Source organism: Providencia vermicola (assembly GCF_010748935.1).
In the GTDB taxonomy this organism is placed as follows: Bacteria; Pseudomonadota; Gammaproteobacteria; order Enterobacterales; family Enterobacteriaceae; genus Providencia; species Providencia zhejiangensis.
In genome coordinates, this window is the sequence record NZ_CP048796.1 from 2,290,714 (window position 1) to 2,309,430 (window position 18,717).

13 protein-coding genes are annotated in these 18,717 nt (G+C 38.6%); 6 read left to right on the forward strand and 7 right to left on the reverse strand.

Going from position 1 to position 18,717, the window contains the following annotated elements; translation table 11 throughout:
- Nucleotides 1-111 precede the first annotated feature (111 nt).
- Nucleotides 112-447 carry a metalloregulator ArsR/SmtB family transcription factor gene (locus G3341_RS10270; protein WP_163861651.1) on the reverse strand — a complete coding sequence of 112 codons (336 nt, stop codon included), beginning with the start codon at nt 445-447 and terminating at the stop codon, nt 112-114.
- Between the two features lie 543 nt (nt 448-990).
- Here G3341_RS10270 and G3341_RS10275 point away from each other — a divergent pair.
- The 4 genes from G3341_RS10275 to G3341_RS10290 all read left to right on the forward strand — a co-directional run bounded on the left by G3341_RS10275 (nt 991) and on the right by G3341_RS10290 (nt 5,007).
- Nucleotides 991-1,617 carry a GrpB family protein gene (locus tag G3341_RS10275; RefSeq protein ID WP_163861654.1) on the forward strand — a complete coding sequence of 209 codons (627 nt, stop codon included), beginning with the start codon at nt 991-993 and terminating at the stop codon, nt 1,615-1,617.
- A 38-nt stretch (nt 1,618-1,655) separates the two neighbouring features.
- Complete coding sequence (locus G3341_RS10280; RefSeq protein WP_163861657.1) at nt 1,656-2,168, forward strand: GNAT family N-acetyltransferase; 513 nt, start codon at nt 1,656-1,658, stop codon at nt 2,166-2,168.
- A gap of 670 nt (nt 2,169-2,838) precedes the next feature.
- The gene (locus G3341_RS10285; protein WP_154635614.1) at nt 2,839-3,936 is read left to right on the forward strand and encodes a hypothetical protein; all 1,098 of its coding nucleotides are present in this window, start codon (nt 2,839-2,841) and stop codon (nt 3,934-3,936) included.
- Between the two features lie 81 nt (nt 3,937-4,017).
- The gene (locus G3341_RS10290; RefSeq protein ID WP_163861660.1) at nt 4,018-5,007 is read left to right on the forward strand and encodes a patatin-like phospholipase family protein; all 990 of its coding nucleotides are present in this window, start codon (nt 4,018-4,020) and stop codon (nt 5,005-5,007) included.
- A gap of 182 nt (nt 5,008-5,189) precedes the next feature.
- Here the strand turns inward: G3341_RS10290 and G3341_RS10295 are convergent, their stop codons facing one another.
- From G3341_RS10295 to G3341_RS10320, 6 genes are all read right to left on the reverse strand, one after another.
- On the reverse strand, nt 5,190-9,566 hold the full coding sequence (locus G3341_RS10295) for an AAA family ATPase (protein ID WP_208852748.1): 4,377 nt from the start codon (nt 9,564-9,566) through the stop codon (nt 5,190-5,192).
- 5 nt (nt 9,567-9,571) lie between these two features.
- Complete coding sequence (locus G3341_RS10300) at nt 9,572-11,158, reverse strand: hypothetical protein (RefSeq protein ID WP_244316423.1); 1,587 nt, start codon at nt 11,156-11,158, stop codon at nt 9,572-9,574.
- A gap of 573 nt (nt 11,159-11,731) precedes the next feature.
- Nucleotides 11,732-12,829 (reverse strand): alkene reductase, encoded by a 1,098-nt coding sequence (locus tag G3341_RS10305; RefSeq protein ID WP_154623446.1) that lies wholly within the window; start codon nt 12,827-12,829, stop codon nt 11,732-11,734.
- Nucleotides 12,830-12,882: 53 nt separating this feature from the next.
- A complete protein-coding gene (locus G3341_RS10310; RefSeq protein WP_163861663.1) occupies nt 12,883-13,482 on the reverse strand; it encodes a TetR/AcrR family transcriptional regulator in 600 nt (199 codons plus the stop codon).
- Between the two features lie 126 nt (nt 13,483-13,608).
- A complete protein-coding gene (gene uxaC / locus G3341_RS10315) occupies nt 13,609-15,036 on the reverse strand; it encodes a glucuronate isomerase (RefSeq protein ID WP_163861665.1) in 1,428 nt (475 codons plus the stop codon).
- A gap of 14 nt (nt 15,037-15,050) precedes the next feature.
- Complete coding sequence (locus G3341_RS10320; protein ID WP_154623443.1) at nt 15,051-16,517, reverse strand: fructuronate reductase; 1,467 nt, start codon at nt 16,515-16,517, stop codon at nt 15,051-15,053.
- A gap of 365 nt (nt 16,518-16,882) precedes the next feature.
- Here G3341_RS10320 and G3341_RS10325 point away from each other — a divergent pair, with 365 nt between their 5' ends.
- Together G3341_RS10325 and aadA33 are read left to right on the forward strand one after the other, a co-directional pair.
- On the forward strand, nt 16,883-17,647 hold the full coding sequence (locus G3341_RS10325) for an FCD domain-containing protein (RefSeq protein WP_154623448.1): 765 nt from the start codon (nt 16,883-16,885) through the stop codon (nt 17,645-17,647).
- A gap of 37 nt (nt 17,648-17,684) precedes the next feature.
- A complete protein-coding gene (gene aadA33, locus G3341_RS10330; RefSeq protein WP_163861668.1) occupies nt 17,685-18,470 on the forward strand; it encodes an ANT(3'')-I family aminoglycoside nucleotidyltransferase AadA33 in 786 nt (261 codons plus the stop codon).
- The last annotated feature ends 247 nt before the right edge of the window (nt 18,471-18,717 follow it).

Genomic DNA, 18,717 nt, shown 5'->3' on the forward strand with positions numbered 1-18,717 from the left:
CCTTTTTAGTTCGAATCACAATAAAGTGTTGAGAGACCAATGGCCCAAATATGATTTATCATGATCACGCCTTCATATACGATTTATCATATATGTTAAGATAAAAATTTTTTATGAAGAACAGTGACTAGCAGAATTTTTATTTTCTAGCGCATTAACTAATTCTGATATTCGATGTTTTTCTGCTAGATATGTTAGGTCAATGATATCTTTTATCCATGGCAATAATGCGGGTGATAAGCGGTAGTGAACCCATTTGCCATGCTTTGAATCCCGTAATAAGCCAGATTCTCTTAACATAGCCAGATGACGAGATGTTTTCGGCTGAGATAAATTCAAAGCAGTATAGATATCACAAACACACAATTCACCAGAGGCTTTTAGTAACAAGATAATGTCTAACCTAGTTTGATCTGCCAGTATTTTAAATAACTGTAAGGGTTCCATACTCACTCCTTTTCTATCTTCGAGTAATATAATGCCAATGAACATATTCGTCAAATCAGATATGTAGTATCTGTCATGTTAGTCACCCTTTTTATAAATACCTTTTTCTAGCTAAACAAATCTCTGCTTGTATGCGTTATCGCTCAATCTTACCTAAAGCAGGTGTTTTTCCATTTATCAAAATTTTTCTAATTTGTAAGTTATTTGAATATATTCCTAAACTAAATACCGTCTATCTTTCCTATCTATACGTTGATAACGTCACTCCGTAGCTCAGGGATAAGCAGCTAGATCCTTGTGCACATGACACAGCAATCAATATTGACCCTACCTAAAAAATTTATTGCGGTATGTTTCTGAATATAATATAAAAACCAGAGAATCCCCCCCTTCGTCAGGATTTAAAGATGAAGCATCACTCACTACTCGTCGGAGTAGGAATATATATGGTTGGTATGACATGACCATGAAAATTATCAAATCTCCCGATACTAATTTAGCGACATTAACTTGCCCCATATACGATTAATGATGAGTTGAAAAATGAATCCATTTAGTAAAACCTTAGATGCATTATCTCCAGAAGAAATTGCCGCGGTGATGACCTTTGAAGATGGCGACCCAAATGAAAATCCATGGGTACTCGAAAAACCACGAGCATTGAAAATTGATGTTAGCGATTATGATCCCAGATGGGCAGAATGCTTTATACAAGAAAAAAAACGTATTATGGCGATATTGGGGGATACCGCACTGCATATTGAACATGTTGGTTCAACCGCAGTGCCTGGCTTGTCCGCTAAGCCAATCATTGATATTGATTTAATCGTGGCAGATCCAACCGATGAAAGCCGTTATATTCCACAGCTAACTGCTTTGGGATATGTGCATACCATTCGTGAACCCTCTTGGTATGAACACCGAATGCTTTACTTAGATAACCCGCAAGTCAACCTACATGTTTTTGCCCCCCACTGCCCTGAACATCTTCGTCATCGATTATTCCGTGATTGGCTGATCACCCATCCTGATGACGTTAAAACTTACGCGGCCAGTAAAATGCAAGCCAAAAAAGGGATTAATACAATGATGGATTATAACCAGAAGAAAAATGATACTGTGCGGTCAATTTATGAAAAATTATTTACTTCACTAAAAAATAAAATGTAACTAAGCAATAGCCCATTTCCGTGATGAGCTATAAATACATGCGTAAAGACCATATTAACGAGGAAGTCATGCATAGAGTCATTCGCCAATTAAATAAGAACGATATTCAATTACATCTCCCTGTCTTGGCAGAATTGTTACACCAAGAATGGCGTGCATTCACACCATGGGCAACCCCAGAAACGATCACTAACCGATTACAAGCTCGTATATTAGCGACAAATTTAAATGAGGTTTGGTGTGTTTGGCAAAACAATCATTTAGTTGCTACGGCAAGTATCATCGATAAAGAAATAGACTTTATTGATGACGCACAATGGTGGATCGGTGAAATCTACACTCATCCCACATATCGAGGGCAAGGAATTGCGTCAGCGCTTATCCAAAATGTCACCGATGATTATTGGAAAAAAACAGACCAAGATTTATATCTATACACCCCAGATCAACAGAAGTTATATCAAAAGATGGGCTGGTCCATAACTCAAAACTTAATATACCAAGATGAAATGGTCAGTATAATGAAAAGGACAAAGCATATTGACTTTTAAGAATACTTAAAGGTGATTTTTTAATTAATCACCTATTTCTTACTCAAGATTAAATTACTCTATTATGTTGTATAATTGGCAAGAATTTAAACGCCTGAATAGAATCATTTGATTGTTTAATTATTATTGAATTTATTTTTCATTTTACATGTTTATATTGCTAGTGTATTTCAAACTTTTGATTTTATTTTCACAACATAAATAATAAAGTTTATTAAGCATACGGCAACCCCCTTAACATCGATGTTCTAGAAGAATTCAACACAATACAACAAGGCACCTTCCTAATTGAAAAGGATGTCAAATCTATAAATGAACGATATTTAATATTGTTATTTTTATTTCTTTGACCTAATATGTGATTTATTAAAGTTACCATGTTTTTATTGTTTGATTTGTTATTTTTTAGGTTGCCTTACTCTCTAAGAAACCCGTAAAAAATCTATCATTTGATTGTTGCGCTACAGCGTATTAAAAACATCAACCTTTAAATACACCACCTTACTAAATTAAACGTTTGTATGATATTAGATAAATCATAAAACCATTTGACGTGTATTAACGCACTCATAAAAGAGGGATTGCCATTAATTAAAATTAGCCAAAGTTAACTATGAATTATTTTAATAACATTAACTAGATACTATTGCTTATATATCAGGAGCGTTTTATGAAAAATATCAAAAAAAAAAGAGCCAGCACCGATCTTATTACTTACTTGAATTACCTATCCACATGGGAAACAGAAAGTGAAGAGAATATAGATATATTAATCAATGAACATAACCTATTCTTAATGCTAGGTGACTTTGATTCTGACCATATCGTAGATAAGGAATTCGATTATATTTATCATCTAGCGAGTAATATGAAGCTTGAAACCACTGCTGATGATGGTATTAGAATAACTGCTGACGCTGCTGCTATCGCTTCTATCTGGTCATTAGGCTTAAGTATGGCTGTATTTGCAAACCTTGAGGCATCTAGAGTCATTTTAGAAGGTGTTATTTCAAAGCATGCGAAAGAACTCAATGAACGATTAAAAAATGCAGATAATAATATTTCGCATGAAATTGGCAGTAATGTTCATGACTATATCACTCACTATAAAAAGAATAATACATTAATCGCAGCAAAAGCACCTGCTGGATTAGATGCAAGAATTTGTAGAAGTCACTTATTTCAATTTATGGGTGCGATAGAAAGAAAAGAAAAAAAATTAGATGCAAGAATCTTTCGGTTATATGCAGAATCTGCGCGACTACTCTTCCATAGCGATGAAATTAATAAGGTATACAATGCGTTAGATGAATTGAACTTTAGCAAAAAAACAGATGATGATGTTAAAAGATGTATAGATATTATTAAAAATATTAATATACCACCTGATGCGATATATGCTTTTAATATTATCCTTCCTTTAAGTTTTTCTATCATGATTTATAAGTTAAAAATTTCAATGAACACAATTAAAAAACAGTCAGAAGAAGTCGGCATTCCCGCAGAGGAAGTGAGTCCCTGTTCATTTGAAGTCATGGATGCAATAGGTAGATTTGCAACAGTTATCACTATCACACTTAACATGGTTGATATTTTTTTAGCTATCTTAGATATAGTGGCAGTAATACAACAATGTAAGGAACTGTGTGATAAAATAAATGGAGTCATTAGAGTTAATTATAAAGCATACTACAATGGTATTAAATTAGCATCTAATGAATATAAAAAAGCCATAAAAAACTATAGGGAATCAATAATAACTGATTAATTTACTTATTTTTTCTTCAACTCTGATATCAAACAAAATTTAATATCAGAGTTTTTTTTAAATAACGCAGAAAGGTCAAAAATGTCATTTAATATGATAAGTTTTGATGGTGGAGGCATTAGAGGCTTAATCTCTGCTGTCATTATTAAAAAGCTAGATGAAAAATACCACATCCTCAATAAAACCAATGCATTTATTGGCACATCGACTGGAGGTATATTAGCTATTGCTCTTGCTAATGAGATCCCTATCTCTAAGATCATAGAGAGCTATACTGATAATGCATCCATTATATTTATGCCGAATAATAAATTCTCTGCTGAGGGTTTAATACCTGAAAATATTCTAAGTCTATTCCACAGTAAATATACTCATGTTGGAATGAAGAAAATTTTCAATCGCTTTTTTGGTGAAAAAAAGCTCTCTGAATCAAAAAAAATCATTATCGTTAACACTGCGCAGTTACTAAATACGACTAAACAAGGCTGGGAACCGGTAATTTTATCTAATTGCGTTGATAATATTTATAAAAATATCAAAATGATTGATGCTGCATTAGCCACGGCAGCAGCACCAACTTATTTTCCACCCTATCGTATAGATGAAAATAATTTAGGTTATTGTGTGGATGGTGGCGTTTTCGCGAATAATCCAACCACGATCGCCATCAGTGAAATCATCTCACAACAGTTAGTCTCTAGCCTGAGTGAGCTTTGTGTACTATCAATAGGAACCGGATATAAAGCCACAGGAATACCATTAATAGAAATGAGTAATCCTCTCAACGTAGGGGCAAATTTTTGGTTGCTACCTCATATCCATAAAGGACAAAAAAATATAGCGCCATTTTCAATTTTACAATTGATCTTAGACACCTCTTCTGAAATTGTTACCAAACAAGGTTCCCAATTATTAAAAGATAATTTTAAAAGAGTTAACCCCACATTGAGTAAAGATATTCAATTAGATGATTGGCACAGTATAAACTTAATATTAACAGAAACTGATAACTACCTTTTAAGTCAAGAATGGGAAGAGGTCTGTAACTGGGTTCAAGACAGATGGAAATAATGATCATTTATTATGACTGAAAATTAATCATATGATTAACAGACGATAAATATAACCAATCTCCTATGTTACCCTACTGACTACATCAAGTTTACCCTATTCAAATAATCCTTTGTCAATATCAATGACAGTAGTCATGTAGGGCATGCAAATAAATTCACCTCTAGATGATAAATGGCTGGTTATGAATCAGCTTTTCTGCAACTTTCAACCTGTTCTAACTTTCTTTTTATTTCTTCACTCGCATCATCAAATAGCGCCCTTCTGACTGCATTGCTGTATTTAGCTCGACAATATGGCATTAAAAGCGTTGAGATCATCCAGTTTCGCACTTCTTCATCAGGATCCTTAGCAAGTGTCAAATAAATATCTTCACTACTTGTGATGGAAAATATACCGAATAATGTGCTTATTAATTTTTTCCTAATTTCCTTATCAGGATCTTGAACGAGTACTTGCTGAGCTTCTAATGACAATTGATTTACGTAGTTAGATTCTTCCATGAGTTTTATTTTGATACTAGCATTAGTCTCTGCCGCTAATTGTGCTTGAATATTCGAGTGCAGACGAGTGTAACCAGCAAGCGCAAGGCGCACATCAAAATGTGAATCATGAGCGAGTATTTGCTGTACTTCTTCACTTAATGGTGTTCCCATCCAGCTTTCATCACGTTTAGCCAACGCAACTCTTACGCTAAGTAAATCGTCTTTCGCTAATATTAGCTGTGCCGCCGGATCTAATTGATCATATGCCGCCAAAAGCTCTCGAATTTCAGGTTCTTTGTCTCTCGCTAGCATCTCTTGAGTCGTTCGTTTAAGGTAAAACATGATGTTGTTTTTGCCTTTGAGTAAGGTAGCGCGAACGTCTTTTTCTGGAGATTGGGCAAGTATTATCTGTGAGGATTTATCTAAATCATCGCAGCCAGCTAAAGCTTGACGAACTATAGGTGAAGGATCCCGAGCTAACTGTCGCTGTATTTCACTTTCTAGCCATAAATTATTAGTCAGCGCAGCTCTCACTGAGGCAACGGTATCACTCATTAATTTTAGCTTAACGTCATAACAAATATTGTTATTCGCAGCCAAAATTTCACGTACACTTGCACTTTTATGATTTACAAGCTCTTTCTGTACGATTTTAGATATAGCGGTATTTTTCGCCAGTACTTTGGCTAATTCAAGTAACTCATCACCTTGTTTTAGTAAAATGAGCTGTAATGCCTCAGGTAATTGCTTGTTACTGGCTAGAGCGAGTTTACTTTTAGAAATAGTATTGGAGGTTAAACCAAATATATTCATTCTCCCCATCAATGAAGAGTCTGAGTCTTTCCGCCAATCACATATTTGCTCCATCAGACTTTCACCTATTTTAGGGTTTGACGCTAATATTTCTCGCACATCTTCTGAGCCTTTTTTGAATAGTCGGAGATACTGCGATTCACTCAATTGTAAGTTATGTGCTAGGCTTTTTTGCACATCCTCAATATCTTCAATTAATTTATCGGCAACTGAAGGCGTCAATGAAAAATTATCTGCAAGGCGAGTTCGTACTTCTGTATTACTGTTTTCAGATAATAAAGCTTGTATCGTACTATCAAGGGATGGGTTACTGGCTAAACAAAGCAGAACCTCAGGATCGTCTATTTCTAAAAGTTGCTGCTGTATTATTAGGCTAATACACGGATTCCTAGCGAGTGTTTCATATATTTCAGGATCCTGTTCAAATAATATTTGCTGGATTTCATCCTGTAAATTTATTGCACCGGCGAGTGTTTTACGCACTCTAGGCTCAGCGTCATCAGCCACATGCTGTTGTATGACAAGCGGTATCTCACGATAGCGATAGCCATATTTCACTAATGTTTCACGGACCTCTGCACTTTCATCCTTAACTAATATTTCAGCGACCTCTTGTGAGATACTGTTATTCATCGCTAAATCATTACGTACTGGTTCGCAAAGATCTTGTGCCAGTAATATTTGGGCTTCAATGTTAATTTTTCGATTGCTTGCTAAAGCTCGACGAACATCTTCGAATTGACTTTGACTCAGTATTGATTGGAATTCATCCGGTAAAGTATCTAGATGAGAATTACCCGCAAGTTCAATCTGCACTTCTTCTATATCTTGCAGTAATGCTTGTACCGCGGCATGTGACAATGAATTGTGGTTAGCTAATTTTTTACGCACTTTAACATCAGTATGCTGCGCTAAAATTAACTGTGTTTCAGCTGAAATACTTTCGTTATCAGCCAGAGCTAAAAGAACCTTTGGCTGATCTTTGATTAGGATTTTCTTCGTTTTATCAGATAGTTTTGACCCACCATCACGACTTGCTAATTTGATACGAATGTCAATATCCCTATCTCGCGCTAAGATTAGCTGGGCCTCTTCAGTTAGGTCATCGTAATACTCAGTTAATGTTGCTCGAACATCATAAGATTCATCTCGAGCAAGAATTAATTGTACTTCATCTGTCAATTCAGCAAATTTAGCTAGAGCCTCGCGGACATCTGAACATGTATCTCGAGCAAGTTGCAATTGCGCCTTCAACGATAAATTATTGTTATGGACTAGGCTGGTACGTACTTCAATCTCTCTATCTTTAGTTAATAAAAGCTGTTGTTCAGAACTTAGATTTTCATTACGAGCAACTAATTGGCGAATAGTGATATCTTCATCCTGTAATAAGCAATCGAGCAATAAATTGTGAGTGCTTTTACTCGCTAGAAGCTTTTTATGCTCCATTGTGAGTTTTAAGCGTTGATATTGTGAGGCCAATAAATCATGGGGAGCATGAGGGTGAATACACGCTAAATGCAATAAATCTAGGTCATAGTCTGCTTGCCCTTCTCCTATATTAATTCGCATGCTCAACAGCCGTTCAGGGCAATTCGGATTTTCGTATACGGCTGTCCTAATTTCTGGTTCAGAATCATTAGCTAACTTCTCTAATAAATCATCGGGGCAATCTTCATTGGTTGCGACACTTTTACGACGAATAGCATTAGGGTCATCCGCCAGTCTTAGCATCTGTGCAACACTGAGGCCTTCAATTGTCGATGCTGGTTTAAGCTTAAGTTTTTCAAATAATTCTTCGTATTTAGCAACTTGCTCCCGCAGTGTTTCTCTTAAAGGTACGGTTTGCTCAATAGCAAATTCTAACTCTTTAAAGTTTAATTCTCGGCTATCGAGAAACACGGATTCTTTGGCTTCGTTCACCGCATTTTGAATATCAGCACCTGCAAAATCTCTACACTTAGTAACGAGTTTGCTACGCTCTCCAGCTTTAAGCATTAATCCCGTTCCCTTAAGATGAATATCGAGAATTGCTCCCCGTTCAGCGGCATTTGGAAAACCGACATAAAAGACCTCATCAAAACGCCCTTTACGTAATAATTCAGGTGGCAACACCGTAATATTATTTGCTGTAGCAATGACAAACACGGAACCTGTTTTTTCTTGCATCCATGTCAGAAAATAACCAAAAAGCCGTGATGAAACCTCTGAGCCACTGCCATTGTTCATACCAACAAACGCTTTTTCCAACTCATCTATCCAGAGAATACAAGGACTCACAGATTCAGCCATGGTTAATGCACGGCGCATGTTGTTTTCACTCTCACCAACATATTTACCAAGTAATGAACCGATATCTAAACGTAATAATGGCAGTTGAAATAAGCTTGCAGCGGCCTTAGCCGTTAATGATTTACCACAACCTGGCATACCGGCTATCAAAACCCCCTTTGGCGTTTGTATTTTTGCAGTAACAGCCTCTCCCAAACGGCAGAAAATCTGTGAGCGACGATGAAGCCAACTTTTAAGATTTTCAAGACCACCAATATCTGAAGCATTTTCACTGACTTTAATCATCTCAAGCACACCACTTTTAGCGATGATTTGCTCTTTTTCATGTTGAATGAGAGCCAGCCCTGCTTCGTCAAGTTGCTCTTGTTTCTGGCGAACCATAGCAAGTGCTTGGCGAATTTCTTCCTGACTTAAACCACTACAAGCCGCACATAAACGCGGTTTTAGCACTTCAGGAGTGCGTAAACTCACTTGTTGGCACACTATATCGACTAGGTTCGATATCTCTTCACCATGAGGAAGTTTTAGCGGTAAGAGCGTAATTTGTGCTTCGATTTGAGCAGGTATATATAGACTTTCTGATACGAGGATCACCGCAGAATGACCACGGTGATGACGTTGAATGCGGTTTAATAATTGTTTCAGTCTAGCGACTGCCAGTGGATGGTTTTCTAGAGCATTTTTAGCATCTTTAATAATGAATAGCTTACCTGTTAAGTCATCATCAAGTAAGGTCATTAAACCATTGGCTAGTTCAATATTTTCATTTTGGCAATCGCGCGGCTGTTTATGATAAAAATCAACCCAACCATAACCAAGGTTCCATTCTTTGGGATATAACTCTAATTCTGAGGCAACCTCTTGTAATAAGGCATCAACCCTAGCTTCTTCACCTGACTGTATGTATAAGCCTGGATATCCAACAGATAAATAAGTTATTAACTTTTCTTTAATTTCAGATCGATTCATTGTATTTACCACAGCGAAAAAAGTGAAGATGCAAAGTTGCTGATACCACGCCCGATGGATTTGATTGCTTGCCCTGTACTTTCTACAACGCTACTCACCACTTCAATGGCTTTTTTTGCGACGACCTTACCGGCATCATAGATGATTTCACCCACTTTACTGCCCGCAATGCCTCCAGCCACACCACCGATAAAACCACCCGCAGCCATGCCGATAGGACCAAAAACTGTCCCCATCTTCACGCCGACCATCGCGCTTTTCGTCGCGCCCAAAATTGCCATGGAAGCTGTCACTGTCGTGCTACCAATTTCATCAAGCGCTTCACTTTGAGTTAATTCACCTTTACCTAATTTATAAAGAACTTTCGCATTTTGTAAGCCGATACAAGCGATATTGGTGATTAATCCTGCTGGCGTATTGCGTAATAGTGCCCCTAGGTAGCCATTTTTTACCGCAACGACAACAGCACCAGATACTGCAATCTGTGCAGCTGTCTCAGTGGTAGAGCGCAATGAACTTGAAAAAAATTCCTTTAGATCGTCGTTAACACTTGGATTTTGGCGGCCATTCAGTCGATTCCAAGCTCGACGGGCGAGAATTCTTACCCCCTGCATACCAACAGCAATACAAGCACCGAACAGAGCTTGCTTACCTATTTTTTTAGCAATATCAATGCGGTTGGTATCTTTCCACTCATATTGATACGTTTCTCTTTCTGCCTGAGCTTGTTTTTGAAGGGCCTTAGCTTTTTCTTTAGATAAAGGGGTCGAGGTGACACCACCAGCCTCGATCACTTCTGTACTATTAGGAACATCGTTCCCTTGGCCTTCTGGAACTAAACGCTGTTGACCGGAATAGTCACCACGCTCAAATTGGCTATGGGTTGATTTGGCATCTGAGCCATATTTCGATTGATACTGCCCCACCACATTACCGTTGACATCCACAATTTCAATATCAACTGAATTCAAGTCATGAGAATTGACCATTCGTGCACGATAAGGACTTCCTTTCACCGTGGCATCGATATTAAAGGTATCGACATGGTGTTGTTCAGCGATAAAGCCATCCAAATTATAGTTGCCATTGATTTCACCGCCTAAAGTGCTCACTATTTTACGAGCATTAGCCGTTGCATCTGCCAAAGCGCTATCAATATCAGTCGCATATCGACCTACATCAACTGAGCCACTAACCGCCGCATTTTTTTCAATCTCATTGGCCAACCAAGATGCGCGGCTGCGCCCTTGTTCTTGATGACGTTGTAATGAATGACGTGAAACATTAAAAGCATCTGTAGATTCAATCACATCTCGTGTCGTGTTTCGTATTTCCTCTTCATTTTCCCAGATCTCCGGATATTTACGAAATTCATCATGCAGCCATTGATCTAATGGCTTTTCACCTCGTTGATTACAGGATGCAACAAACGATGCAATGAGAGTGGTTGTCTTGTCAGAATTTTGCGTATTTTCGAATAGAACTAATTCCGTGTTTTTAGCCATAACAAGTGAAGCGCTATCACATTCTATTTCCCAATCATTACTGCTAATGTTTTTATCACTCAGTTCGTTATCTTTATTGATGTTCATTATGCTAACCTTTTTAAATCACTATTATTCGATAATCACTTATGTAATATATTGTTCAATAGATCACCGTTAGCATAAAAAAATAAAAATGACGATTTGCTAATGAAAAGGCGCCTATAGCTCAAAAACCACATAAAAAACTTTTATTTTAAGTTTGCCGTATATGCAAGTTTAAACATTTTCCTTATAAATTAATGCAATACCTTGTTGGCATTAGCCAAAAAATGAGTATGACCATTAATGTGTTATCCGATATACACAGTTAAAAATAAGCCATAGCGCAAAGGCTTTATTCAAATAATAAGCAGTGTGATTTTTACATCATTGACTCTTAATGGTAAGAGATATTACGGAGATAAACTTTCAGGTCAATATTTAAATTAGATGTATAAGATAAATTATGGCAGGGTATTTTGAGGGATAAAAATAAATTAATGATACTTTAGCGACCATCAATTTTTAAATAAAAGTCTTATTGTAAACTTAATAAGTTTTACTCACTAAAAACACTAGCATTGTTTCTATCCTCGTAGAGGATAAGCGGCGATAATCCGCCGCTACTAAAATTAAAATCTAAAGAAAAGGATAGTCGGTATACCCTTCTGCTCCTCCTCCATAAAAGGTTTCAGGACGTTGCGGATTTAACGCCGCCTTATGCTGGAAACGCGTTACTAAATCTGGATTAGCAATAAAATCACGTCCAAATGCAACTGCATCAATCAATCCCTTCTCGATCAGATCTTCAGCTTTCTCAACCGTATAGGCCCCCGCACCGATAATTACTCCCTCGAAACGCTCACGAACTTGTTTGCGAAAATCTAAGCTGTATGGTTGTCCTCCAGCCCAATCAGGCTCAGACATGTGAAGATAAGCAATGTGTCGTTTATTCAATTCGTTAATAAGATATAACGCATCTTCAACTTCATTTGGCCCATTATCGGTATTTTGAAAACGACCTAATGGAGAAACACGAATACCAATGCGTTCAGGACTCCATTCTGCACAAACAGCATCAATGACCTCTAGCAGAAAACGTGCACGGTTCTCCCTTGTTCCACCATATTGGTCGGTGCGATGATTGGCTGATGGTGATAAGAATTGATGTAATAAATAACCATGTGCCGCATGCAGTTCAACCATGTCAAAACCCGCTTCCCTTGCATTAGCAACAGCTTGACGAAAATCATTAACGATGCCGGGGATTTCAGCAAGTTCTAATGCTCGCGGTGTAGACGTATCAACTCGAATAGCTCGCCCATGTTCATCTCTTAATGATGTTCTGGTTCCCGCATTGATAGCAGAGGGTGCTACTGGTGCAGCGCCTTCAGGTTGAAGGCTTGTATGAGAAATTCTCCCTGTATGCCATAGCTGTACGGCAATACGCCCTCCTTCACGATGAACGGTAGCGGTAATTTTTTTCCATGCTTCAATTTGTTCGGCACTATGTAAGCCGGGAGCGCCCGCATAGCCTTTTGCCTGAGCAGAGATTTGAGTTGCTTCTGAGATAATTAAGCCAGCTGTCGCACGTTGACGATAATATTCAGCCATCAAAGCCGTTGGAATATCCCCCGGTTCAATGCTACGTAAGCGAGTTAATGGGGCCATAAAAATACGATTTGGAGCAGTTAACGACCCCACTTTAAGCGCTGTGAATAATTTTTTCTGTGACATAAAATCTCCAGATTAGACCGGTCGACTAGTAGTTAGGTAAATAAAAACGCCTATCAACAATCAGGCGTAGTGATGATTTTTTCCACATAAGCCAGAGCACTTTCCATTGGTGCGCGACTTCGAGAAATTTTGGCTTGTAAATTCGCACCTAGCCAGAGTGAATAAAGTACCTGTGCGACAGACAATGGCTCACCCGAGAAGCTCAACGACTTTTCATTTCGGCCATTAACCAGTGCTTGTGCCAGTATAGCCACTACTTGACTGACACCTTTATCCATAGCTGTGTTCATATTCTCTGATAAGTCACATACCTCAGCGGATAATTTGACCGTCAAACAACCTGTTATATGACTAAATGCACAAGTGTTATCCAGCACCTTTCCATAATAAGCCAACAAGCGATCTCGATAATTCCCTGTGCCATGCTCAAAGTGCCCCTCTAGCCGTTGGAGGTAAACCGCATAATAGCGTTCTAACATAGCCACGCCAAAGGCTTCCTTCGAGCGGAAATAATGGTAAAACGAGCCTTTTGGTACCTCTGCGGTTTTTAACAACTCATTTAACCCCATGCCGACAAAGCCTCGCTGAAGACAAAGGTTTTCTCCCGTAACCAAAAGGTGTTCTCGTGTATCCTGTTCTGACTTTCTGTTCATATCTCTACTGTAATAGACCGCTCGGTCTAGAGCAAATTACTTTTTGTTATTATATGGCAAAATAAGCTATATAAAAAATATTACAGTACCTTAAAAAGACTCAAACAACGATAACTTGCGTGAATTTCACTGACTAAGGGGAGTTATTGCTGAAAAATAACGCTTAGCATTATAAAAACAAATATTCTCAACCAGTTGGCCTATCATTTTTTCCTCTGCTGGTATTTCTCCATTCATCACTAAAGTCCCTAGCATATTACAAAGGATACGCCGGAAGTATTCATGCCGTGTATAAGATAAAAAACTCCGTGAGTCAGTCAACATTCCGATAAATAGGCTGAGCAAACCTAACTGAGATAACTGCTCCAATTGCCTCTGCATTCCTTCTTTTTGGTCATTAAACCACCAAGCGGAGCCAAATTGGATTTTGCCCGCAACCTCACCATCCTGAAAATTACCGATTAATGCCGCCAAAACGTCGTTATCGCGTGGATTAGCACAATAGAGAATGGTACGAGGAAGTTCGTTAGTTTTATCCATCTCATCAAGAAGACGGGAAAGTGGATAGGCAATCGGTAAATCACCAATAGCGTCAAATCCACTGTCAGACCCCAGTAACGTAAATTGTCGGCGATTGTTATTACGCATCGCGCCAATATGCAATTGCATCACCCAACCGTATTTAGCATACTGTTTTCCCAACCATCCTAATATCGCGGTAGAAAATTGTGCAATCGCGATTTCATCCAGGATTTTTCCTTGCAAGCGAGCTTGTAATATCCGATCAAGCACCGTTTCATCGGGTATCGGTGCATAACGCACAATATCAATACCATGATCGGATGCGATACACCCATGAAATGCAAAATATTCCAATCGTCGTTCTAGAGCGAAAAGTAAATCGCTAAAACGCGAAATAGCAATATTCGCACTCTCCCCTAATTGTTCAATGTAGTCAGCAAAACCAACCTGCTCGATTTTAAATACACGATCTGGCCGCCAGCTAGGGCGGACTTCTATATTAATTGTTTTATCTTGAGCTATTTGCTGATGGTATATCAAAGAATCAATGGGATCATCGGTGGTACCAACCATATGCACCTGCATTTGTTGCATAATCCCGAGTGTTGAAAACGCTGGCTGAGAAAGCCGTTCATTCGCTTCATGCCAAATGTCATCCGCGGTCGTTGGACTTAATAATTTTCCAGTAATACCAAATGGGCGACGCAATTCAAGATGGGTCCAATGATAAAGCGGGTTACCCAATGTCATTGGAACCGTTTTGGCCCAAGCTAAATACTTTTCATAGTCGCTACTTTCACGACCTGTAATGAATCGTTCTGGAATACCCGCCGAGCGCATAGCTCGCCATTTATAATGGTCAGCTTCTAACCATATTTGCCCAAGGTTATCAAATTGACGATTTTCAGCTATTTCTTGAGGATTTAAATGGCAGTGATAATCATAAATTGGCATTTTGGCAGCATAATCATGATATAAATTCTGCGCTACTTTATTGTTTAATAAAAAATTTTCGCAAAGGAAGGATTTCATAAGAAGCTCCAACGTTATAATGTCGCCACAGCTTGTCGTGCACCAACATCCAGTAACTTCTGATACGCCAATTTCACTGCTGTAATAAAAGAGGGATTATTTGCTAAATGTTTATCAAATATCGATTCAATGGCTAATAACTCTTCAACGACCCCGACGGAAAGACCGTGTTTTGCATATATAGCCGCAAATGTTTTTTTTAGTGGGTCTCGTATATCTATAGTATTACCTTGCTCATCAATACCACTGATATAACGCATCCATCCCGCTATGCCTAATACTAAGCAAGAGTGTTCCGTTCCATGCTCTAAATGCCATAAAACTGAGTCCAATAAGCGTTGAGGTAATTTTTGACTACCATCCATCGCGATTTGCCATGTTTGATGCCTTAACGCTCGATTTGTGAAGCGGGCCATTAAACTGTCCGTATAAGCGATAAAATCAATATCTTCCGATACCGTAACCGTCATTGCTTGCTCATTAAGCATCAGCTTTCGTACTGCATTGCGGTAATCAGGATTATCCATCGTATCCGCGATATAGGTATAGCCGCCTAAATAACCTAAATAAGCCAAAAAGGAGTGGCTGCCATTGAGCAGACGTAATTTCATTAATTCAAAAGGTTTCACGTTCCGCACAAATTTAGCGCCAGCAAGTTCCCATTCAGGACGTCCATGAACAAAATTGTCTTCAATTATCCACTGTTTAAAAGGCTCGCAAATCACAGCACACCGATCGTTTTTACCAAGTAACTGAGTCATTTCATTGGTACTTTCTTCCGTAACGGCAGGGACAATTCGATCTACCACCGTGCATGGAAACGTGACATGTTGTTCAATCCATTCGCTGAGTTTCCGATCTTGCAAAGATGCCAACCCAATAACGGCTCGACGAACCATATGACCATTATCACGAACATTGTCACAAGAGAGCACAGAAAATGGAGGGCGCTGACGTTCGAAACGTCGTTTCAGGGCCGCGGTTATAAACCCTATTGCTGAGCGAGGGGTATCTGGAGTTGTAATATCTTGTTTTATCAATTCATTATTAAGATCCAGTTGACCTGTTACTGGGTCAATACAATAACCTTTTTCTGTTATTGTTAACGAAATAATACTGATATCAGGCGAAGCCATCTTTTCAATGATAGCGTCGACGCCATCAATCAGCGGATGCATCGCTTCTTTCATCGAGCCTATGACTTTCAATGCTGTTGTTGAGGGTCCTTTTTCTACAATAGCATATTGCATCGATTGAGCTTTGAGGGCTTCAATGATGGCGATATTACGCACAGACATCAAATTGACCTCACAATAGCCCCAGTCACTCTGCGTTTTTTCTAAAACAAGATGCATATAAAGCGCTTGATGTGCTCGATGAAATGCCCCACACCCGAGATGAACCATACGAGTTGTCAAACGGTCAGTCGTCCAGTTAGGATAGACAATAACAGGGTCAGTCATCGCCAGTTTATTTTTCATGACGGGTTCCTAGGGGGCTAGCAAGCACAAAATTAGGAAGTCTATTGGTTCAATTTGGAAAAGCATAGTGGCATACAAATCACTATTCGACTATTTCCCTTAATTTATTTGGTTAACCTGATCACAGTATTAATACGTATAAGTTAACCAATGGAGTCGTTAAATGAATTAGCAAAATGATATAACACTTCACTAATTATTTATTACTCAATGCGTTCTATTAAAATAAGCCGAATCCATAGGGGTATATATTGTCTAAGTTTATATGCTGTCATTTTTTATGAGTAGCTTCCATAATCACATTTGGTCAACCAATTTGTGCTAAACTACTTTAACTAAGACGGGAGATTGATATGGCCATTATCATGACATCATCGACTGAAACTAAACGTCCTTACCAAGAAGTGGGCCACTTACTGCGGCAAATGATCACGAATATGGGCTATGCCATCGGCGATAGGCTTCCCCCTGAAAGAGAAATAGCCGAGATGCTAAATGTTTCTAGGGCTGTTGTGCGCGAAGCGTTGATCATGCTAGAACTTGAAAACCTTATTGAAGTGCGAAAAGGCTCCGGTATTTATCTGATTGCTCTGCCTAATCAAAAAGAAAACACGACCTCTGCCTCTTGCGCGCTGAATGCAGCAGGCCCATTTGAATTGTTGCAGGCAAGGCAGCTACTCGAAAGCAATATTGCTGAGTTTGCTGCGACGCAAGTCACCCCTGTTGATATCGCCAATATTCGTCAAGCATTACAACGGCATCATGACAATCAGGATCCTGAAGAGTCAGAAAACAACGACCGCGAATTCCATCTCACCATTGCTGAAGCAACACATAATAGTTTACTCGTTGAACTGTTAAAACAATCATGGGCTTGGCGAGATAATAATCCTATGTGGTTAAAATTGCATACACGAATTACTGATATCAATTACCGCCAAGAATGGATGAAAGATCATCAGGCCATTTTAGCTGCCATGGTTAAAAAAGACCCTATTGCGGCGAAACAAGCTATGTGGCAACATCTCGAAAATGTCAAACGGCGGCTATTAGAATTATCTGACGTTGAAGATCCTAATTTTGATGGCTATTTATTCAACTCTTATCCTGTCGATTTAGTCCGTAATTAATATTTCGCATAACAAGAGATAAAAAGAAACGTTTTTGATGAATTTTGAACATATAGACAGCAGTATACAGAAACAAGTGAAATCCGCCTGCTTACTTATTGAGAAACATCTTGGTGATTCACTCAATACTATTCACCTTTATGGCTCTACTTTGCATGGGGGACTAAAACCCCTTAGTGATATTGATTTGCTTGTTACCATTCATGTACCACTGACGGAGCAGCAACGTAAACGATTAATGAGAGAGCTTCTAGCGGTATCGGCTTGGCCTGGAAGTGATCCTACGTTACGTGCATTAGAAATCACTATCTTACTCAGTGAAACCATAAAACAGTGGCGCTACCCTCCTCATCGCGAACTACAATTTGGTGAATGGTTAAGAGAGGACATTAACTCAGGGATCTTTGAACCCCCACAAATAGATCCCGATGTCGCGATTCTCCTCACCAAAGTGAGGTTACACAATATCGCAATACTCGGTGAAGATGCTGCCCACACATTTGCCCCTATTCCATTAGAGGATTTATCACAGGCAATCAAAGCGACATTGGCTCAATGGAATAGCTCGGATGATTGGCAAGGCGATGAATGTAATATTATCCTTGCCCTCGCTCGTATATTTTATACGTTATCGACTCACGACATTGCATCTAAATCAGAAGCTGTAGATTGGTTATTGAATAGAACGAGTCATATTTCGCATCAACGCATACTTGCGGCAGCACAGCATGCTTATTTAACAGGAAAACCTTTCGATATTTCTGATCCTAAAGCTATCGAAGATTGTATTCTTGCCATAAAAGCGCAATGCAACAACATGTAATTCATTGATATTCGTTTTCTTTCTGTCAGCATTAAATGCTCTAACGGTGACTCATCAACCGTTACCTGTCGCTGACAGAGTTGAAAAATCTTACACGTCATCAAAAAAGGTCAGTAAACTGAATCATTGACAGAATCACGAAATAAGTGACAGCGTCACGATGGAAGTATCCTGTTATTACTCCGTTAGGATCATGACGTGCCTTCACGCCCACATAGGAGTATAGTAGACGCTCCTATAATTTGGA